The sequence below is a fragment of the Paenibacillus sp. FSL H7-0357 genome (assembly GCF_000758525.1).
Taxonomy (GTDB): Bacteria; Bacillota; Bacilli; order Paenibacillales; family Paenibacillaceae; genus Paenibacillus_AQ.
Window position 1 is genome coordinate 4697118 of sequence record NZ_CP009241.1, and the last position, 20110, is coordinate 4717227.

The 20110-nt window shown below is 50.3% G+C and carries 17 protein-coding genes; all 17 read right to left on the minus strand.

The genetic code is table 11. The annotated features are described in order from the left end of the window. Positions 1 to 25: 25 nt before the first annotated feature. Entirely contained in the window at positions 26 to 886 is an 861-nt protein-coding gene (sleB, locus tag H70357_RS20390) for a spore cortex-lytic enzyme (RefSeq protein ID WP_038593360.1), read from the minus strand. A gap of 378 nt (positions 887 to 1264) precedes the next feature. Beyond that, positions 1265 to 3925 (minus strand): FtsK/SpoIIIE family DNA translocase, encoded by a 2661-nt coding sequence (locus tag H70357_RS20395; RefSeq protein ID WP_038593363.1) that lies wholly within the window; start codon positions 3923 to 3925, stop codon positions 1265 to 1267. Between the two features lie 124 nt (positions 3926 to 4049). Continuing rightward, positions 4050 to 4265 (minus strand): YlzJ-like family protein, encoded by a 216-nt coding sequence (locus H70357_RS20400; RefSeq protein WP_038593366.1) that lies wholly within the window; start codon positions 4263 to 4265, stop codon positions 4050 to 4052. Continuing rightward, positions 4262 to 5041 carry a ClpP family protease gene (locus tag H70357_RS20405; RefSeq protein WP_038593369.1) on the minus strand — a complete coding sequence of 260 codons (780 nt, stop codon included), beginning with the start codon at positions 5039 to 5041 and terminating at the stop codon, positions 4262 to 4264. Before H70357_RS20405 ends, H70357_RS20400 begins: the two co-directional genes overlap by 4 nt. 130 nt (positions 5042 to 5171) lie before the next feature. After that, positions 5172 to 6182, minus strand: coding sequence for an anti sigma factor C-terminal domain-containing protein (locus H70357_RS20410; RefSeq protein ID WP_038593371.1), 1011 nt, complete (start codon positions 6180 to 6182; stop codon positions 5172 to 5174). Continuing rightward, the gene (locus H70357_RS20415) at positions 6179 to 6673 is read right to left on the minus strand and encodes an RNA polymerase sigma factor (protein ID WP_038593373.1); all 495 of its coding nucleotides are present in this window, start codon (positions 6671 to 6673) and stop codon (positions 6179 to 6181) included. Before H70357_RS20415 ends, H70357_RS20410 begins: the two co-directional genes overlap by 4 nt. Positions 6674 to 6904: 231 nt before the next feature. Next, positions 6905 to 8584, minus strand: coding sequence for a ribonuclease J (locus H70357_RS20420; RefSeq protein ID WP_038593375.1), 1680 nt, complete (start codon positions 8582 to 8584; stop codon positions 6905 to 6907). 610 nt (positions 8585 to 9194) lie between these two features. Then, the gene (gene dapA / locus H70357_RS20425) at positions 9195 to 10070 is read right to left on the minus strand and encodes a 4-hydroxy-tetrahydrodipicolinate synthase (protein WP_038593377.1); all 876 of its coding nucleotides are present in this window, start codon (positions 10068 to 10070) and stop codon (positions 9195 to 9197) included. A 16-nt stretch (positions 10071 to 10086) separates the two neighbouring features. Further along, complete coding sequence (gene dapG, locus H70357_RS20430; protein WP_038593379.1) at positions 10087 to 11307, minus strand: aspartate kinase; 1221 nt, start codon at positions 11305 to 11307, stop codon at positions 10087 to 10089. 187 nt (positions 11308 to 11494) lie between these two features. Beyond that, positions 11495 to 12394, minus strand: a complete 900-nt coding sequence (gene dpsA, locus H70357_RS20435; protein WP_038593381.1) for a dipicolinate synthase subunit DpsA — start codon at positions 12392 to 12394, stop codon at positions 11495 to 11497. A gap of 172 nt (positions 12395 to 12566) precedes the next feature. After that, positions 12567 to 13163, minus strand: a complete 597-nt coding sequence (locus H70357_RS20440) for a dipicolinate synthase subunit B (RefSeq protein ID WP_038593383.1) — start codon at positions 13161 to 13163, stop codon at positions 12567 to 12569. Continuing rightward, positions 13164 to 14060: a dipicolinate synthase subunit DpsA gene (gene dpsA, locus H70357_RS20445; RefSeq protein WP_038593387.1), complete on the minus strand. Its 897-nt coding sequence runs from the start codon at positions 14058 to 14060 to the stop codon at positions 13164 to 13166. 213 nt (positions 14061 to 14273) lie between these two features. After that, positions 14274 to 14720, minus strand: coding sequence for a dUTP diphosphatase (gene dut / locus H70357_RS20450; protein WP_197073606.1), 447 nt, complete (start codon positions 14718 to 14720; stop codon positions 14274 to 14276). After that, the gene (locus tag H70357_RS20455; protein ID WP_038593393.1) at positions 14698 to 15963 is read right to left on the minus strand and encodes a M16 family metallopeptidase; all 1266 of its coding nucleotides are present in this window, start codon (positions 15961 to 15963) and stop codon (positions 14698 to 14700) included. The genes dut and H70357_RS20455 overlap by 23 nt, the downstream gene beginning before the upstream one ends. An 80-nt stretch (positions 15964 to 16043) precedes the next feature. Continuing rightward, positions 16044 to 17030 carry a polysaccharide deacetylase family protein gene (locus tag H70357_RS20460; RefSeq protein WP_038593396.1) on the minus strand — a complete coding sequence of 329 codons (987 nt, stop codon included), beginning with the start codon at positions 17028 to 17030 and terminating at the stop codon, positions 16044 to 16046. 361 nt (positions 17031 to 17391) lie between these two features. Next, complete coding sequence (gene pnp, locus H70357_RS20465) at positions 17392 to 19494, minus strand: polyribonucleotide nucleotidyltransferase (RefSeq protein ID WP_038593399.1); 2103 nt, start codon at positions 19492 to 19494, stop codon at positions 17392 to 17394. Positions 19495 to 19795: 301 nt separating this feature from the next. Further along, positions 19796 to 20065 carry a 30S ribosomal protein S15 gene (rpsO, locus tag H70357_RS20470; protein WP_019910460.1) on the minus strand — a complete coding sequence of 90 codons (270 nt, stop codon included), beginning with the start codon at positions 20063 to 20065 and terminating at the stop codon, positions 19796 to 19798. Positions 20066 to 20110: the final 45 nt, after the last annotated feature.

A 20110-nucleotide genomic window follows, 5' to 3' on the forward strand; every position in this document is an offset into this window, starting at 1 on the left:
CATTGCGGCAAGTGCAAGTCCGCTGCTACATGCAGAAAATATGCTCCCCGATTGTCTTCACCTGCGGACGGGTCCAGATCCATTTGGAAGTAGCCGTCTTCGGATTAAAATAATAAAGGCAGCCGCCGGAAGGGTCCCAGCCATTAAGCGCCTGTTGAACAGCTTTGCGTGCCTGCTCATTGGGTTCTAGGTAGATCTGCCCGTCAGCTACGGCCGTAAATGCCCCTGGCTGAAAAATAACGCCGGAAGGTGTATTCGGAAAGCTTGGGGATTTCACGCGGTTCAGAATAACCGCAGCAACGGCAACCTGTCCTTCAAACGGCTCACCCCGCGATTCCCCGTAAACGGCATTGGCCATGATTTTCAAATCATTTTCGGACAGGCCCATTGTATTCCCTGAGGACAGTTCCGCTGTATTCGACTTACCGGAATCGGCAGTTTTACTTTTGTTTCCGGTATTTTTATTTGCTGTGCTGGTTGAAGGCTCTGTCGGCTTCCAGGCCTTGGTGGCATTGTACAGTTTCAACTTTGTTTTGGCACCGACGATACCGTCAGATTTTATGCCGAATTTCCACTGGAACCAGGTTACTGCATTTTTCGTTTTAGACCCGAATTGGCTGTCAATTTTGCCCGCGTAATACCCAAGATGCTTCAATCTTCCCTGCAGCTCGTAAACATCTTGTCCGGAAGAGCCGACCTTAAGCGGTGTTGTTCCAAAAGCAGGCAATGCCTCAACATCGGGAGCAGCAGTTTCCGACAGATCAGATGAAGCATGATACGGACTGGCGTAGATCGCATTCTGATCCTCAAAGAATAGACCTGCAAGCGGCAAGGTGGCCAGTGCAAGGGTTAAGCCGGCAAAAATCCATTGCTTATGTTTTTTCATTGGGTTCGCTCTACCTTTCTCTTGTAAGTTCAACATTGATGGCTAAAGTTATTATGACGACTGACAGGTGATCCTATGCATTGCAACCCGGAGAAGGACTGTATTCCATTGCAAATGAGAATAATTATCACCTATAATCAAAAGATGAACCGACAGGAGTTGAGATACGGCCATGAATTTGCAAGATCATATTTTGCTGTGGAATAAAGCTCTGATAGAAATTATAGATATCCGGCAGAGTTCCTTCTGCCAATCTTTTCGCTTAATGCACAGCTCGATTACATCGTTGAACGTCTCCTTGAAGCGCCAAAAGCAAACTAAATATCACATACAAAAAAGAGCTGATCCCTTTACCCGGGATCAGCTCTTTTGGCTATATTATGAGCTTATTTTGTTATGTTGATATTGCTCCAGTGACATAAGCACTTCCCGCGGCTTGCTGCCTTCGTACGGCCCGATAACCGCTCTGGCTTCCATGGCATCTATCAGCCGCGCAGCACGGGTGTAACCTACGCGCATCCGCCGCTGGAGCAGCGATACAGAGGCCTGCTTCGCTTCCAGTACAATCTGTACCGCCTGCTCATAGAGCTCGTCCTGCGGCTCCTGGTCCTCTGTCACCATGTCATCTACTTCAGGCACCAGGGTCTCGTCATAATTGGCCTCCCCTTGGCTGCTGACATACTGCACGATGGTCTCCACTTCCTGATCGCTCATGAATGCCCCCTGCACACGGATTGGCTTAGATGCGCCCATAGGCAGGAAGAGCATATCCCCTCGTCCAAGCAGCTTCTCGGCCCCCGGCATGTCCAGGATCGTCCGGGAATCCACATTTGACGACACGCCGAATGCGATACGGGAAGGAATATTTGCCTTAATAAGTCCAGTAATAACATCCACCGATGGACGCTGGGTGGCAATAATCAAATGAATGCCCGCCGCCCGTGCCATCTGCGCCAGCCGGCAAATCGCATCCTCAACATCATTTGCCGCAACCATCATGAGGTCGGCAAGCTCGTCCACAATAACAACAATATAAGGCAGAACTGCAGCAGGATTATCCTTCATCAGTGTATTGTAGCCTTCCACATTGCGTGTGCCCGATTTGGAGAAGAGCTCATATCTCTTTTCCATTTCCACGACAATCTTCTTCAGCGCCAGGCTAGCCCGCTTAGGATCTGTAACTACCGGGGCAAGCAGATGGGGAATCCCGTTATATACATTCAATTCAACCATCTTCGGGTCAACCATCAGAAATTTGACCTCATTTGGTTTCGCTTTATAAAGGATACTTGTAATGATACCGTTGATACACACGGATTTACCCGATCCGGTAGCACCGGCTACGAGCAGATGGGGCATCTTGGCTAAATTACCGACAATCGTCTGGCCGGAAATATCACGGCCGAAAGCGATCGACAACCGGGACTCGGCATCTTGGAACACCTGTGTTTCCATAACCTCCCGCATGGTTACGACGGATACCTCAGAGTTAGGCACCTCGATCCCAATTGCTGATTTGCCCGGTATTGGCGCCTCCATACGGATATCCTTCGCTGCAAGCGCAAGCGCGATATCATCCGTAAGATTGACGATCCGGCTTACCTTCACCCCGATATCCGGCTGAATTTCGTAACGGGTTACGGCCGGTCCTCTTACCACCTCAAGTACCTTCGCCCGGACACCAAAGCTCTCCAGTGTAGCTTCCAGCTTGCGGGCAGTCTGCATGTAATCGTTCTGGTCTCCCGCCTTACCTCCATTGTTAGGCTTGGCCAGAAGCCGGAAGGAAGGGAGCTTATACGGTTTGGGCGGCGGAGGAAGCGGAGCGGCAGGCACAGGGACTCCGTCTTCGCCAGCACCCAGCAGCCCGTCCAGCTCCACAACCACAGGATCTTCCGGCGCATCTCCATCAATAGCTGGAGTATCTGCCGGAACTCCTTCTAACACAGAGCCTCTCAAGCTGTTCCCGCTCCGCGCTGCAGGAGAGAATTCGCTCCAGTCTTCACGGTCTTCTTCATTCAGTCCTTCTGAACGGATATGCTCGAAGAAATCGCGGATAATCGGTGTAACGGGCTCCAAATCTTCTCCAGCGAAATCATCCTCCAGATTATCCAGGGAAGCACGCCCCCTCCCGGCATCCAGTCCGCTAATAATCGGGCTATTGGGTGAGCCGTTAAGCAGATCTGTCGAGAGATCTTCCTCCCGTTCTTCTTCGCCTTGCCCTTCTGTCCGTGTAGTCCCGCTCAGCCAACCCCCAATCCGCCGGAAGAACAGCGGCTGACTTCGTCTTGGCAAAGCCTGCTCGTCCTCATCCTCTTCGTCCTCATCCAGCTCTTGTACAGGCTGCGGTGCTGGTGTTCTGCCTGTTCTGGTAGAACGGGCCGCAACGGGAACTGCAGCTGGACGGTTGGCCGCTTTCAGGCGAATCCCTTCCAGCAGTTTCCCAGCACGTACCCGCAGCAGCGAGAAAAGTTCTACATAAGACAGGTTCGTGACCAGCATGAAGCTGATGGCCATCATTACAATCATTAGCAGCTTGGCACCAAGCGTGCCGAAAAGCCACAGCAGGGCTGCGAACTCCAGCGCACCAATATAGCCTCCGCTAATATCTTTGCCAAGCATATATACGCTGCTGTTGCTGGAACCGGGCGAAAGCGCACCGGAAAGATCATTATGTATTTGCGCCATAACATTGCCAGGATGCAGCATCGACAATGGACCGAGCTTCTGCTCCATCGCTGAGATCGAACTCATCAGACACAAGGACAGCACAAGCAGCAGCACGCCGGAATGGCGGCTGTTCCAACTTGAAGGCCATCTTCTGTGAATCATCACCATCAGCCCGTAAAAAATACCGGCCAACGGCAGCACAAAATAAAAACGGCCTAATAAATAACCTGCCATACTTGAAAGAGAACGTCCAACCGCAGCCTCGCCGGACAATGCAATGACGGAAATCGTTATCAGCATAATGCCGTAAATTTCATATTTTAGAACACTGCCGAGCAGCGCTTTTTTCTTCTTCTTTTTTCGTTTAGCCACAACAGCCACCCCCGGAACAACATTATACCATATAATGGCGTGGCGTACCTATGTTCTGTTTTGTCAGAAAATGCATCTTTATGTTCTCTGTTCGCATTTCCCTTAAGGATTCCGGGGGTAGTTGTCATCTATCGTAAAACACGACGGCTCCCGGAGCGAATGCCGGGTCCAAATATTTGTCCAGCGGGCAATGAAGCAGCCTTACAATCCGTGCTTGTCCTCCCTCCAGCGGTTCAACCTGCATCAGCATTCCCTGAATGCTGACCTCCCGCAAGGGCTGTGAAAAGTGGATCGCCCCTTCAAAAACTTGTTCCATCGGAAGTACCGTATAGAAGGTCATTGTGTCAGCCCCCCCGGCAGCAATACATCCGTGCTTTGGGGATTATCCTTGGCAATCAGACCATTCAGGTGCGCCAGCGCCGCGCCGATGCCTCCAACCTCATCCATCAGACCATATTTGACGGCATCATAGCCGCCTACAGCTGTGCCGATATCACGGTTAAGCTCCCCTGTCTTAAACATTAAATCTTTAAATTGCTGTTCTGAAATACGTGAATGGGAAGTGACGAATCTGACCATCCTCTCCTGCATGCGCTCCATGTATTCAAAGGTCTGGGGCACACCGATAACAAGCCCGTTCATGCGGATTGGATGAATCGTCATAGTCGCGCTCTCCGCAATAATGGAATAGCTGGAAGACACGGCAATCGGAACTCCGATGCTGTGGCCCCCGCCAATGACTACGGTCACTGTAGGTTTCGACAAGGACGCGATCATTTCTGCAATCGCCAGCCCTGCCTCCACATCACCGCCGACCGTATTCAGAATAATCAGCAGCCCTTTTATATTTTTGTTCTGTTCGGCAGCCACCAGCTGCGGAATAATATGTTCATATTTAGTCGTTTTGTTGTGCGGAGGCAGTACGAAATGCCCCTCAATCTGCCCGATAATCGTTATACAGAAAATATCGGGTTCCCCTGTTGGAACTACCGTCTGCCCCAGCTCCTTCAGAACCCCCACAGTACCCGGTGGGATGGGTTCACTCGTTACGGGCTTTATTTCTCCCGGAAGGATCTCTTCATTCTTGCCAGTATCTGTACCTGCTGTAAAGTCCATTGTGCGCAGTTCACCCTTTCCGCTTACAGCCCTAATCTGCTGCAGCCGTACTATCTTTCAATAGTATGACATTCTAGGGGACTCCCTTATGCAATGAACTTCTATAAAAAATCAGCCTGCTCCTCCTATCTTAATAGTTATCCGCAACGGCTCCCAGCACAGCACCGCGGATATAGGGCTGCCCTTTCAGGTTCTTCAGACCGGCTGCGGAGCCAGTGACCACGACACCCAGAATACGGACATCTCCGGCTTCAGGTTCATTTTTGTCTTTTTTTAAGTATTGTTGGATCCGCTTGTATTCACTGTGGTAATTGTCCTTTAGTTTAAGCCCGTTCTTAATGTGCTCGAGAAAATCATCCGGTGACGCCTCATCCCGGTTAGGCCCGATCCCAAAACCATATACACCAGAGGAAGATGCCATGGGCTCTGGGTCTATCATCCCGCCATTCCCGTCTTCATGGGGTTCCAAATTGAACCATGAGGTTTCATCATACGTATCGACCCAATACCATACAGGTCTCGTTCCTTCAGGCAGCATCTTCTTCACTTCATCAAAGGAATAAGGCTTATCGAAAGATAAAGCCATCTCCATCAGTTCATCAGGCTCCTTCTTCGTAAGCAAAGGAAGGTCGTTCAGGATTTTACCATACTTTACTTGCGGAATATAATAAGCCAGCTCTCTCTGTCCGTTGTAGGGATTGTACTGCCTGTTGTATTCATAACGCTCCACTTTCATCTGCGGGTCAGTCCCACTAAGATGGGTTGTACCCCCATATGCTCCGGTAGCGAACGGAAACCACCACTCGTTGTAATTGAACCATTTTTCATTCCACGGAACAGGTACACCTTCAATGATTTTGTACGTATTCACTTCCATGACACCCGACAGAAATCCACGGTTGTCTCTAAAACCAGACGGAAATTCATTGGGGCTGCTGATCATCATATACATCCATTCGCTGTAGCGGGCCTCAGTCGATCTCCGCTCCACCAGCTGCGCAGCACCGAAGAAAATAGCGGTCAGCGTAAGAATACTAACAATCAGCGAAATGACAATGCTGCGGAACAGGCTTTTGCGTTTGGCTTTTTTCAGTGTATGTACCAGATTCTGATCCTCTTGTTCTTCCCATGGAGCAGTCATTCAGCCTCACCTCCGTAAATTTGTTGAAACTGCTGTCTGGCGCGGTATAGTGAAGCCTTTACCGTCCCTTCCGTTATGCCTAGAAGCGCCGCGATTTGTTTATAGGAGAATTCCATCTCATATTTCAGCAATATCAGCTGGCGGTTCGCCGGATTCAGCTTTCCAAGAACCTTTTCGATAAGCACTTTTTGCTCCTGCTGAAGCAACATTGATTCGGGCAGCTCATTTGCAGGTGCCTCAAGATCGATTTCCTCGGAATACTGGAACCGCGTTTGCCTTCGGCATAAATCATAGTAGCTGTTAATTGCCACCTTGTAGAGCCACGCGCTGATCTTATGTTCGTCAATCCCGTCAAGATACAGCAGTGCCTTGTACACAGTGTCCTGCACGATATCCTCCGCATCGGCGGTGCCAGCGCCCAAGCGGATTAAATACTTGCGGATTTCTGCCATTTTGGATTGAAGCTGCTGCTCCTTCAGTTTCGGGCCCATCTTGCACCTCCTTGGCTATATAACGATTGAAGGGCCTAAATGTTGTCCCTGCCATAAAATTATTTCGGCACATTGGCATCGGAGCCGGACCTGCCATTCAAATTTTGCATAGACACTGGGGATAATACTGCACAACACAAAGACCCCTCCTCCCCAAGAAACCGTCCAATATTTCCGGGGAGAAGGGGCCTTTGGCCCTGCATATTTATATTATAAGAAGCTAGTTGCTTCTTACACTTCCATAATGATCGGGAGGATCATCGGTCTGCGGCGTGTTTGCTCATAGAGGAAACGGCCGAGTGAATCTTTGACGCTTGTTTTGAGCGAAGCCCATTCATTGACCTTCTCGCTCATCAGGCGCTGCAGCGTACTGGAGACAATCCGGTTCGCTTCATCCAGAAGTCCTTCGGACTCGCGCACGTAGACAAAGCCGCGGGAGATAATATCCGGTCCGGATACGATTGCTCCGTTCTGCTTGCTCAGTGTCACAACGACAACAAGGATACCATCCTGGGACAGCAGCTTGCGGTCGCGCAGTACAATATTGCCAACATCGCCAACGCCAAGACCGTCAATCAGCACGTTGCCTGCAGTAACCTTGCCGGCTTTGCGGGCTGATCCGCCCTGAATTTCAACAATTTCGCCGATTTCGGTAATGAAAATGTTGCTTGGTTCCACTCCGACAGATTCTGCCAGAAGCGCATGTTTGCGCTGCATCCGGAATTCACCATGGATAGGAATAAAGTATTTAGGCTTCATCAGGTTGAGCATCAGCTTCAGCTCTTCCTGGCTGCCGTGACCGGAGACGTGAACGCCGGAATTGGAACCGCTGTAAATCACGTTAGCACCAAGACGGAACAATTCATCAATCGTACGGCCTACATATTTCTCGTTACCCGGTACCGGCGTTGCCGCAATGATAACGGTGTCGCCCGGCAGAATATCCACTTTGCGGTGGCTGGAGCGCGCCATGCGTGTAAGAGCTGACATCGGTTCGCCCTGGCTGCCTGTGCACAACACAACTACACGGTTGCCGGCCATTCTATTCATTTCCTCTGGTTCAATCAGCATGCCGTCCGGCACATGCAGATAACCCAGCTCAGAAGCGATGGATACCACATTCACCATACTGCGGCCAATAACCGTAATCTTGCGGCCAGTGGATTCAGCGGCGTTAACCACCTGCTGAATACGGTGCACGTTGGAGGCAAAGGTTGCCACAACAACACGCTGTTCAGCCTTGCGGAAGATATCTTCCAGTACGATGCCGACATTCTTCTCCGAAGGCGTGAAGCCTGGCTTCTCTGCGTTCGTGCTGTCAGACATAAGCGCAAGTACGCCTTTCTGGCCGATTTCAGCCATACGGTGGAGATTGGCAAATTGACCATTGACTGGGGTGTGGTCAAATTTGAAGTCACCTGTATGGACAACATTGCCTTCCGGTGTTTCGATACATACTCCGACGGAGTCAGGAATACTGTGATTGGTTCTGAAGAAGGTTGCTTTCAATGACGTTCCCAGTTCGATTTCCGAATCTTCGTTAATTAGAATCCGTTTCGTTTCTCCGAGCAGATTAGCTTCCTTAAGCTTGTTCTCCACAAGTCCAAGGGTAAGTCTTGTTCCATAAACCGGAACATTCAGGTTCTTAAGCACATAAGACAATCCGCCGATGTGATCCTCGTGTCCGTGGGTAAGCACAATACCTCTTACCTTGTCACGGTTTTCTGTCAGGTACGAAATGTCAGGTATTACAATATCAATACCGAGCATATCTTCCTCCGGGAACTTTAGACCGGCATCCACGACTACAATGTCGTTTCCGTATTGAACGACATACATGTTTTTCCCGATTTCTCCGACTCCGCCCAATGCGAATATCAGCAATTTATCGTTGTTGTTTTTTTTGGACAAATGAATCTAACCCTCCTATGATGTTGGACGTCATACTTTTTATTTGTAAACAATGAGCTTCATTATTTCAGCGGCGCTGAACACATTCTTCAAATTGCCGATAGTTTCCACGATGAACAAGAAATTCCGTAAGTCTGCATAATTACGCAAAGCGAAAAACCCCCGAATTCGGGCAGTGAGCACCTTCTTGAAGCGGACAAACACCGTCAAACTTCACCGCCGCGCCCCTCGCGCGTAAATCTGGCAGCAATTGCACAGACTTATACAAGGACCTATCCTGTCACACAATGTAAAATTACATTGACGGAAGATTACCGCATATTTAATTTTTGCCGCACCCAGTCACTTAAGAACATTATACATGATTTTTTTGGCAAAAGACAAGTCATCGGCTTCGTAAGCCTATTCTTTCCTTAAAGAACCTGCATTATTTGAGGAAAAGACAAGCAGAAGCTATGTTGCAATCCTTAACATTTCCGCTTATTTCACAGCATTTCCCTGTATGAGATTTAACCGCCAGCTTACAGTTTTAATACAAAAAACAAGAAGCCGTTTCCCCACGCGGGAAGCCGGCTTCTTGCTGCAATGCTTATTCAAGAGATTTGACCTTCTAATTCAGCAGCGCTTTAATGAACTCGGCCTCATCTTCGCTCGGTCCCACCAGTGGTAGACGCACGGATCCGACAGGAATCCCCCGCAGTTCCAGTGCATACTTAACAGCCGAAGGGTTCGGCAGCGGCTGCGGGCATTCAAACAACCCTTTGAATACAGGGAACAATTGGCGGTGAAGCTCGCCGGCCCGGTACACATTGCCGGAGATAAAGGCTTCGATCATTTCCGACATCTCAACTCCCACCACATGGCTGGCTACGCTAATAATGCCGTGACCGCCGACGGCAAGTGTTGCCAGTCCCGCAGAATCATCCCCCGAGTATACGTGGAAATCATCCGCACAAGCCGAAGCGATCAGAGTAATCTGATCGACTGAGGCACATTCCTTGGTCGCCACAATATTGGGGATTTCAGCAAGTCTTAATGTCGTCGCCACACTCATGCTTACACTGGTACGGCTTGGAACATTGTAAAGAATACAGGGCAAGGTTGTTTCCGCAGCGATCGCCGAGAAGTGCCGGTACAGCCCCTCCTGGTTTGGCTTATTGTAATAAGGAACGACGAGAAGAACACCATCTACTCCGATTTTCTCCGCTTCCTTCGTAAGATGTATGGAATTCTTCGTGCTGTTGCTGCCCGTTCCGGCAATGATTTTACAGCGTCCGTCCGCTTTCTCCAGAACGTAGGAAAAAAGCCGTAGCTTCTCCTCCTCGCTAAGTGTGGGCGATTCTCCGGTGGTACCACAGACTACCAGCGCTTCGGATTTCTGTTCCTCAATCAAATAGTCAACAAGGCGTGAAGTTGCTTCCCAGTTGATTTCTCCATCCCCGTCAAAAGGGGTTACCATCGCGGTTATTAATCTTCCGAAATCCACTTTGAATTCCTCCTTGTCAGCGGTGCAATTCAAACTTGGCATGCAGTGCGCGCAGCGACTGCACCATATCTTCCTTCTTCACCAGTACCCAGATTGTTGTATTGGAATCGGCAGACTGTAAAATCTGAATGTTCTGCGAGGTTAACGCCTCAACAATGCGCGCCATAATCCCCGGCACGCCGTTAATGCCTCCGCCGATTACCGAGACCTTGGCGCAGCCGGACAAGCTCTTGGGACGAAGCCCCAACTCTTGCAGCGCAGCGATTGCCTGCTCCGATTTGTCATCGTTCACAGTATACAGCGCCTCCGAAGGCGTTACATTGATAAAGTCCACACTGATTTCATTGTCGGCCATGCTTTTGAAGATTTGCAGCTGCACTCCGGTACCGTTGCCGTCCGGACACTCCACAGAGATCTGTGTAATATTGCTGACATAAGCAATCCCCGTAACATAACGGTCCACTACCCCGTGTGAAACATCGCTGAATCCTTCAGGATGGGTGACAAGCGTACCTTCGGCTTCCGAGAACGTTGAGCGCACACGTACAGGAATCTGGGCCTGCATGGCAATTTCCACCGCACGGGGATGTATAACTTTAGCCCCTTGGTAGGCCATGTTGCAGATTTCTGTATAGCTGACATAGGTCAGTTGCTTCGCATCCTCGACAATCCGCGGATCGGCTGTAAGAATCCCGTCCACATCTGTGTAAATATCGACCATATCCGCACGGAGCGCTGCACCAAGCGCAGTTGCCGAGGTATCGCTTCCCCCGCGTCCAAGGGTCGTAAAATCACCGGCTTCGGTCTGACCCTGAAACCCGGTTACTATAACTACTTTATGCTCTCGCAATTCCCGTAGAATGCGTTCGGTCTGCACATCAAGAATTCTTGCGTTGCCGTAGTTGTTGTCGGTAAGGAAGCCAGCCTGTGCGCCTGTAAGCACCGTAGAGCGGATGCCCTCCTGCTCCAGCAGACCACACAGTGTAGTGGCGGAGATTATTTCTCCGCAGCACATCAAGAGATCTTTCTCCCGGTCCGGCAGGGAATTCCCGTTCTGCACTGCCCAGTCAAGCAGCGTGTCGGTTGCGTAAGGCTCCCCTTTGCGTCCCATAGCGGAGACGACAATAACCAGATCAAAGCCGCTGGCCATCTCCCGTTTGACGTGGCGGATGACATGCTCCCTCGCTGCCGGTGTGGACAATGAGGTTCCGCCGAACTTTTGCACCAAAATACCCATTTATAATTCCTCCATTACTTCTCTAAGCAAGCATGCGTTATATGCACTGAAGAACTGTTTCTATCCAAGGAACGGCTCATGTGCGCAAGATCTTTACTTTGAAATGCTGAATATTGGTCAAACCTTCCTCTTAGCAGATTGAAGCGGATTGAAAGTAATAATATAACCTACTCATTTATAAGCCAATTCATTTATTGTCCGCTGTGCGCAATGTCTCGTCCGATATCGACTGCACCAACGCATTAGCCATAATCATCCCTGCGCTTTTTGGGGCAACTATTCCAGGCAGACCTGGAGCCAGCATCGCCTTGATTCCATTCTTCTCCGCATAGCGGAAATCGCATCCGCCCGGGTCGGAGGCCAGATCGATAATTACACAGTGCTTCTGAAGACGTGAAAGTACCTGCGCGGTTATAATCATGCCCGGTACGGTATTAAAGATGAGATCAGCCTCCGGCACATGCAGCAGCAGTTCTCCGGTCATAAATGGCTTCCAGCCCATCTCTTCCGCACGTGCGTAATGCTCTTGCCTCCTGACGCCTATCTTTACTCTGGCACCGAGTCCCTGCAATACCTTTGCCATTGTAAATCCGGTTCTGCCCATGCCGAGCACCATCGAAGAGGAGCCGTGAATTGTAAAATCGGTATTCTGGATAGCCATAACCAGTGCACCCTCTGCTGTTGGGATGGAGTTGTAAATCGCCACATCGTCCCGGTTCAGCAGTTCCACGAGCTTAATCGAATGTCTGGCGCACAGGTTGCGTAAATAACTTTTGGCTACACCGGCATACACTGTGCAGTTCGGCGGCAACGCCGCGATATGTTCGTCAAGCAGCTGTAGGCGATCCGAGGAAAATACGGCATTAATATTTCCTTCCTCGTCACATCCCACCGTAGGCAGCACCAGCACATCCGCGCTGCTGAGCAGTCCGGCCGAAAGCTGAATCATGTTCACTTCCGGACTTGGAGTTTCCCACTTATCAAACCCGGCGGCGCTTACCGTCGCATCCATCTCTACGCATTTACTAATGACCTCCAGCTGTCTTGCGTCCCCGCCCAGGAACACGATCCTGATGCCAGTAAACATAAGGATGACGCTCCTTTCTAATTGCACGGGACCTGCCCAAATCAAGTAATGACAATAGATGCGGCCAGGTCCAACCTTTGGAATGCTAAAAAAGAGCTGAACCGCCCTCAGAATGAGGGCGGCAAAAGTGAAGCCTATGTTCGAGCATGATTACTATATCGAAACATGCTAATTATGCTGAATGAAACCGTTCGATAATCATCGGCTGCAGCTGATTGCCCTGCAAAGCTGCGTAGCAGGCCTCGGGTATGAGATCCATACGCGCTACAAGCGAGTTGGGCTTGCCTACAGGATTATCCTGGCCGAACGGCACAAAATAAATATGTTTGGCTACCAAAAGCTTTGCAATATTCGCCGCATTCAGGCCAAGGCCGTCATTCGTGGAGATGGCCAGCACTAGCGGCCGACCGTTACGCATCTGGGACTTTGCTGCCATCAGTACGGGGCTGTCTGTCATGGCGTTGGCCAATTTGCTCGTCGTATTCCCCGTGCAAGGGGCGATCGTCAGAACGTCCAGCAGCTTGGAAGGACCCAACGGTTCCGCTTCAACAATTGTAGAAATGATATCATTCCCTGTTATATCTTTCAACTGTTTTAACCAATTTTCCGATGTGCCGAAGCGGGTATCCGTGTTCAGCACCGATGCGGAAACAATCGGTACCACATTTGCACCGTCGTCCATAAAGCGCTGAATCTGCGGCATCACTTCGGCAAACGTGCAATGTGAACCGGTAATTGCATAACCTACTGTTTTACCATGCCAATCCATTTATTCGTCCCCCCTGATTGAAGTCTCGTCAGATATCGACTGTACCAGCGCACTACCCATAATAATTCCGGCGCTCTTGGGGGCAACGATCCCGGGCAATCCCGGAGCCAGCATCGCTTTAATCCCGCGCTTCTCCGCATAGCGGAAATCACATCCGCCCGGTGCGGAGGCCAAATCAATAATTACGCAGTGCCTCTGAAGCCGGGATAGTACCTGCGCGGTAATAATCATGCTTGGGATGGTATTGAAGATTAGATCAACATCCGGCACATGAAGCAGCAGCTCACCTGTCATAAAAGGCTTCCAGCCCATCTCTTCCGCCCGCGCATAATGCTCCTGTCTTCTTACCCCCACCTTTACGCTGGAGCCGAGCCCTTGAAGCGCCCGCGCCATCGTAAACCCGGTTCTTCCCATTCCGAGTACCATCGATGTAGAACCATGAATAGTAAAATCGGTATTCTGAATGGCCATAACCAGCGCGCCTTCTGCTGTAGGGATGGAGTTGTATATCGCCACATCGTCCCGGTTCAGCAGTTCCACCAGCTTTAGCGAATGTCTGGCGCACAGACTGCGCAAGTAGCTTTTGGCCATACCGGTATACACCGTGGATCGGGACGGCATCGCAGCGATGTGCTCATCCAGCAGCTGCAGACGGTGGGAGGAGAACAGCGCATTGATATTCCCTTCATCATCACAACCAACTGTTGGCAGTACCAGCACATCCGCATTGCCTAAGAGCTCTGCCGACAGCTCTTCGAGGTTCACCCCCGGGCTAGGGGATTCCCACTTATCGAATCCGGCAGCACTTACCGTCGCATCCATTTCCACACATTTCCGAATCACTTCAATCTGTCTCGCGTCCCCGCCCAGGAACACGATCCTGATGCCAGTAAGCATAGGGATGACGCTCCTTTCCACATACACTATCGACTATAAATCATCTTATGCCGGGGGCCGCCCATGGGTGAAGAGCAGAGAAGAAATACAGGGGAAACTGATAAATGGATTGACTCAATTTAAGGTCAATTCAACAAAAAAAGCCTGCGGAGGAGGCCTTTACAGGCTACATCCGCAAGCTCCAGGTATGAGTAAAACAATAAATTCCGCCTGCTATTTGCCCGTATGGCCAAAGCCTCCGGCGCCGCGTTGTGTCTCGGACAGCTCGTCCACTTCCACCATGTTCACGGACGGCACGGCCTGGAACACCATTTGGGCAATCCGCTCATTGCGTGCGATGGCAAACGGCTCCTGACCCAGGTTAATCAGTAAAACTTTAATTTCACCACGGTAGTCGGCATCAATCGTCCCCGGGGTATTCAGGCAGGTAATGCCGTGCTTTAGAGCAAGGCCGCTGCGCGGACGGATCTGCGCCTCCAGCCCGTCAGGCATCGCCAGTGAGATTCCCGTAGGGATCAGGGCGCGCTCGCCCGGAGCAAGCACAACCTCACCGTCCACAGACGCATACAGGTCATAGCCGGAAGCCTGTTCCGACATTTTGCGGGGCAGCAGCACATCCTCGTTGCCGGGCAGTTTGTTAATTTGAACGTAATAAGACAAGATCATCTCTCCTAACATTAGCAATAGCTTTATCAGAGGAGCCGACCATCGCTAATGCGAGGGGCTCAGCAAACATGTGGTCCAGTAATCGATTGATATCATCCATGGTGACGAGTCCGATTTTGGTGATCATTTCGTCAAGTGTATCATGTCTTCCAAGCATCAGCTCATTTTTGCCAATCCGGTTCATCCGGCTGCTGGTGCTCTCCAGGCTGAGGATCAGGCTTCCCTTGAGCTGCTCCTTGCCTTTTCTCAGCTCATCTTCGCTCAGACCGTTAACGGCAAGATCATGCATCATTTCCTTGATCAGCTCCGTCACCTCTTTGGTCTGCTTCGGCGCAGTGCCGGCATAGACGGTAAACAGGCCGCTGTCTGCCTGGGAGCTGTGATAGGAGTAGACGGAATAGGCTAACCCGCGTTTTTCGCGAATCTCTTGGAACATTCGGGAGCTCATCCCGCCGCCGATAGCATTATTCAGCAGCACCATGGCATATTGCAGCGGTCCGCCGCTTTCTACGCCCGGGAGGGAGAGGCAAATATGGTTTTGCTCCGTCTTCTTGCGGTGAAACAGCAGTTCGCCATGGAAATCAGGAGCTGTCAAAGGCGCCGATTCACCATGGTTATCGAATGATCCGAAATGGGCCTCCAACAGGTCAACCAGTCCGTCATTGATATTGCCTGCTACGCTGATTACCGTATTCTCAATGGTATACTGCTGTTTCATATACGCGTGGAGATCATCGGCCGTCATGTCCGCCAGCCGTTCCTTCAAGCCCAGAATGGAATAAGCCAGCGGATGCTCGCCGTACGCCGCAGCGCACATCAGATCATGCACCAGATCATCCGGCGTATCCTCGCACATGGCGATTTCCTCCAGGATGACATTTTTCTCCTTGGCCAGCTCTTCGGCATCAATCCGCGAGCGGAAAAACATATCGGACAGCACATCCACGGCTATCGGCAGATGCTCATCCAATACTTTTGCATAATAACATGTATATTCCTTCGAGGTAAATGCGTTGACGTTGCCGCCAATCGCATCAAACTGCTCGGCAATATCTTTGGCACTGAACCGGTCGGTGCCTTTAAAAAGCATGTGTTCGATAAAATGGGAAATCCCGTTATTCAGCGGGTTCTCATTGCGGGAGCCATTCTTGACCCAGATTCCAAAGGAAACGGAGCGTCCGGTAGGAATTTTCTCCGTAACCACCCGCAGGCCGTTCGATAATACTATTTTTTCCACTTCTACGTCCTCCTGGCATAGCCCTGTATCTATCTTTGTATTTGTTACGCGCGACTCTTATCCTACCAGAAATTAACCGCTCACTCAACTTCTGAAGGGGCCAGCCGCTCCGCTGACAGTGTTTCACTGACCGTACCCAGCTGAAGACCTTTAGCTTTAATCCCCCGGATCATGCCTCTCAGCGCTTTGGAAGAGGAAGCCGTCGGATGCATCAATATCAATGTACCCGGCTCGGACTGGCTGCTGATTTTGGCGACAACGGATTCTGGAGAAGGGTTGCGCCAATCGACGGTATCCAGTGTCCACAGCACCGTTTTCAGCCCCAATGAGGCGGCGATATCCACTGTTTCCTGATCAAAATCACCGGACGGAGGCGCAAACCAGGTATTGGTTACTCCAAGACTCTCTTTCAGCAGACTCTTTGTTTTCTCAATCTCGGCGGTCGCCCGGGCCCGGCTTAAAGTGCTCATATCGGGATGGGTATACGCATGATTCTCCATCTCATGCCCGCGTTTCAGCATTTCGGCCGCAAGCTCCCGGTTATGGCTAAGCCAGCTTCCATCCAGAAAAAAGGTCACCTTTACCTTTTCCTCATCCAAAATGTTAAGCATCGGTATAATGAATTGATTGCCCCATGCTACATTGATCATCAGCGAGACCATAGGCTTGGCGGGATTGCCCCGGTAAATCGGGTGAGCACCCAGATCATTCAGTGACACCTTCGGCGGGATTTGCCGGTACACCCATTTGAGGCCCTCTCCCGGCCCCTGCAGCAGTGTATTACGGTACGTGGCCTCTACATCAACCTCAAGGCCATTATAACCCGGAATTGCCTTCCACACCCGGTCCACGGCAGCATCCACCGGTGCGGCATTCAGCTTAGCCGCTTTGCTCTCAATCAAAGAACGCAGCTCCTGGTCACGCTCTTTCGGAATGTTACTCCACACAGCCAGTCCATCCTGCGGCTTAAGCTCAGCCAGCATTTCCTTCACCGGTCCGTATGTACTGCCAAGACCGATTACCACAGCAATACAGGCAAGCACAAGCGCTGCTTTTTCCGTCTTCATGACGCATTTCCTCCCCGGCAGAAACGTCTCACGCTCGTCCCGCACAGGGTGCTAGGACGCTTTGTCCCAGCCTATGTAGGTTTGGAGAAGAATATGCATACAGCTTGCACTTGAAGCAAATTAAAATAACCCCACAAAGTGGGGCCCGGGCTGTAAAGATAATCCAGATACATCGTTATATCAAGTGGAAACAACTTCGCCGTCCTTAAAAGGAAGGTATCCGTTTCAGCGAGATATATAAGGATAATTTATAGCGTGAAGCATATAAATTCCTATATTTTTAAAAAAGAGCCAGAATGCATACGCTTCTGTCTCTTCTCAATTATACAATTGACGCTTTTGCCAAAAGGGTGAGTCCGGCTTACGCCTTTGCTCCGCTTTCCGAAGTCAATACCGCTTTGCGCGATAGATTCACACGGCCCTGCTGGTCAATTTCGGTTACTTTTACAGTGATGGTGTCGCCGATGGCAACTACATCTTCCACCTTGGCTACGCGCTCAGTGGAGAGCTGGGAAATATGCACCAATCCGTCTTTACCCGGAATCAGTTCAACAAATGCGCCGAACTTCTCGATGCGTCTAACGGTACCCACATAAATTTCGCCGACCTGCACTTCACGCACAATGCCTTCGATAATGCCGCGGGCTTTCTGAATCATTTCTTCGTCCGAAGATCCGATAAAGACACGGCCATCCTGTTCGATGTCGATCTTCACGCCGGTTTCTTCAATGATTTTATTGATAATCTTACCACCTGCACCGATAACATCACGGATCTTGTCCGGATTGATATTGATGATAATGATCTTAGGAGCGTATTTGGACAAGCTTGGTCTAGGCTCGGAGATAGCCTCCATCATTTTGCCCAAGATGAACATACGTCCTTCTTTAGCCTGCTGCAAAGCATCCTGCAGGATTTTACGGTCGATGCCGTCGATTTTGATATCCATCTGGATCGCCGTTACACCTTCAGCCGTACCTGCTACCTTGAAGTCCATATCGCCAAGATGATCTTCCATTCCTTGAATGTCCGTTAAGATCGAGACATGCTCTCCATCTTTAATCAGACCCATCGCTACTCCCGCTACAGGGGCTTTGATCGGCACACCCGCATCCATCATTGCCAAAATGCTCGCGCAGATACTTGCCTGGGAAGTAGATCCGTTGGATTCAATCGCTTCAGATACCAAACGGATGGTGTACGGGAATTCAGTTTCACTAGGAATGACTTTGGACAACGCGCGTTCTCCAAGGGCTCCGTGGCCAATCTCGCGACGTCCCGGTGCTCTAAGCGGACGTGCCTCCCCTACGCTGAACGGAGGGAAATTGTAGTGATGCATAAACCGTTTGGTTTCTGCCGGATCAATACCGTCAAGAATCTGTACATCACCCAGTGCACCCAGTGTACATACGCTAAGGATTTGTGTTTGTCCACGGGTGAATAGTCCGGATCCGTGCGTACGCGGAAGCAGAGAAGTATCGCATTCAATCGGACGGATTTCATCCAGCTTGCGGCCATCCGGGCGAACCTTATCATGTGTAATCAAACGTCTGACTTCATCCTTCACGATATCATGCAGGACTTCCTTCACATCTTTAAGAAGTTCAGGTGTCTCTATGTATTTCTCTACGAAATACTCCACCGTTTCATTGTTGACCAAGTCGATGGCATCCTGACGGGCATGCTTCTCGGCAATTTTCACGGCATCTACGAGACGGCTTTCCGCATAAGCGCGAACCTCTGTGTTGACATCAGCGTTAACCGCATGCAGCTTCACAGCCATCTTCTCTTTGCCGGCAACTGCTACCAGCTGCTCAATTGTTGCTACGATCTTGCGGACTTCATCATGACCGAACATGATGGCTTCCAGCATTACATCTTCCGGCACTTCATTGGCTTCCGCTTCCACCATCATGATGGCGTCTTTAGTTCCCGCTACCACCACGTAGATGTCACTTGCCGCCTGCTGTGCAACGTCAGGATTAATGATGAATTGACCGTCAATGCGGCCGACAGCCACACCGCCGATAGGACCATTGAAAGGAACATCGGAAATACTGAGTGCTGCGGAAGTACCGATCATAGCAGCAATATCCGGCGCACAATCCTGATCCACGCTCATAACCATATTCAATACTTGCACGTCATTGCGGAATCCTTCCGGAAACAGCGGACGAATCGGACGGTCAGTCAGACGGCTGGACAAAATAGCCTTCTCACTTGGTCTGCCTTCGCGTTTAATAAATCCGCCCGGGATTTTACCCACTGCGTATAATCTTTCTTCATAGTTAACCGTAAGCGGGAAAAAATCCAGATCTTTAGGTTCGCTTGACGCTGTAACCGTACACAATACAGCAGTATCTCCGTAACGAACCATTACGGCTGCGTTCGCTTGTTTGGCCAGACGGCCTGTTTCCAGCACAAGGCGTCTTCCGCCAAGCTGCATTTCTACACGTTGTTCCATAAAATCCCTCCTTGAATGGTAGTAGACCCGCTGTACATTATCGCAGGTTCAATGATTGTCATTGGTGAAACGGATGTCTTGATCACTTTGGGGTCAAGGGCCGGTTCTCTATGTTTTATACAAGCAAAAACGGCTTGTCCTCCATAAGAGGTAAAATAGCCGTTTTTGCGAATAAGTTAAGCTTGCCTAATTGTAAAAGTTTTCCCTAAATTTTCAAAAAGCAACCCGGCTGTCCCGCTGTCGCTCCGAGAAGGACATACGGTATACAACCAGGCTGCTTTAAGGGTAATCTTATGGAAAATTAACGACGCAATCCCAGTTTTTCGATCAGGGCGCTGTAACGTCTGATGTCTTTGTTCTTCAAATACGCCAGCAGTTTACGACGTTGTCCAACCATCTTCAGCAATCCGCGACGGGAATGATGATCCTTCTTGTGCGTACGCAAGTGGTCAGTCAAATTAACGATGTTCTCCGTAAGGATAGCAACTTGCACCTCAGGGGATCCAGTATCGGATTCATGAGTTTTGTGCTCGTCGATCAATTGGTGTTTACGTTCTTGAGTCAATGCCATCCTGTTCACCTCCTTCATTATAATCGCCAGTAGCCTCGTCACCGT

What these genes read in the sequence shown, in the direction of transcription:
- dpsA (WP_038593381.1), bottom strand. Translation starts at nt 12,394, where the DNA reads ATGTTTACTGGCATCAGGATCGTGTTCCTGGGCGGGGACGCAAGACAG.
- H70357_RS20400 (WP_038593366.1), bottom strand. Translation starts at nt 4,265, where the DNA reads ATGACCTTCTATACGGTACTTCCGATGGAACAAGTTTTTGAAGGGGCG.
- H70357_RS20415 (WP_038593373.1), bottom strand. Translation starts at nt 6,673, where the DNA reads ATGGGCCCGAAACTGAAGGAGCAGCAGCTTCAATCCAAAATGGCAGAA.
- pnp (WP_038593399.1), bottom strand. Translation starts at nt 19,494, where the DNA reads ATGGAACAACGTGTAGAAATGCAGCTTGGCGGAAGACGCCTTGTGCTG.
- H70357_RS20460 (WP_038593396.1), bottom strand. Translation starts at nt 17,030, where the DNA reads ATGAAGACGGAAAAAGCAGCGCTTGTGCTTGCCTGTATTGCTGTGGTA.
- H70357_RS20440 (WP_038593383.1), bottom strand. Translation starts at nt 13,163, where the DNA reads ATGGATTGGCATGGTAAAACAGTAGGTTATGCAATTACCGGTTCACAT.
- H70357_RS20405 (WP_038593369.1), bottom strand. Translation starts at nt 5,041, where the DNA reads ATGGACTTTACAGCAGGTACAGATACTGGCAAGAATGAAGAGATCCTT.
- dpsA (WP_038593387.1), bottom strand. Translation starts at nt 14,060, where the DNA reads ATGCTTACTGGCATCAGGATCGTGTTCCTGGGCGGGGACGCGAGACAG.
- rpsO (WP_019910460.1), bottom strand. Translation starts at nt 20,065, where the DNA reads ATGGCATTGACTCAAGAACGTAAACACCAATTGATCGACGAGCACAAA.
- dapG (WP_038593379.1), bottom strand. Translation starts at nt 11,307, where the DNA reads ATGGGTATTTTGGTGCAAAAGTTCGGCGGAACCTCATTGTCCACACCG.
- H70357_RS20410 (WP_038593371.1), bottom strand. Translation starts at nt 6,182, where the DNA reads ATGACTGCTCCATGGGAAGAACAAGAGGATCAGAATCTGGTACATACA.
- sleB (WP_038593360.1), bottom strand. Translation starts at nt 886, where the DNA reads ATGAAAAAACATAAGCAATGGATTTTTGCCGGCTTAACCCTTGCACTG.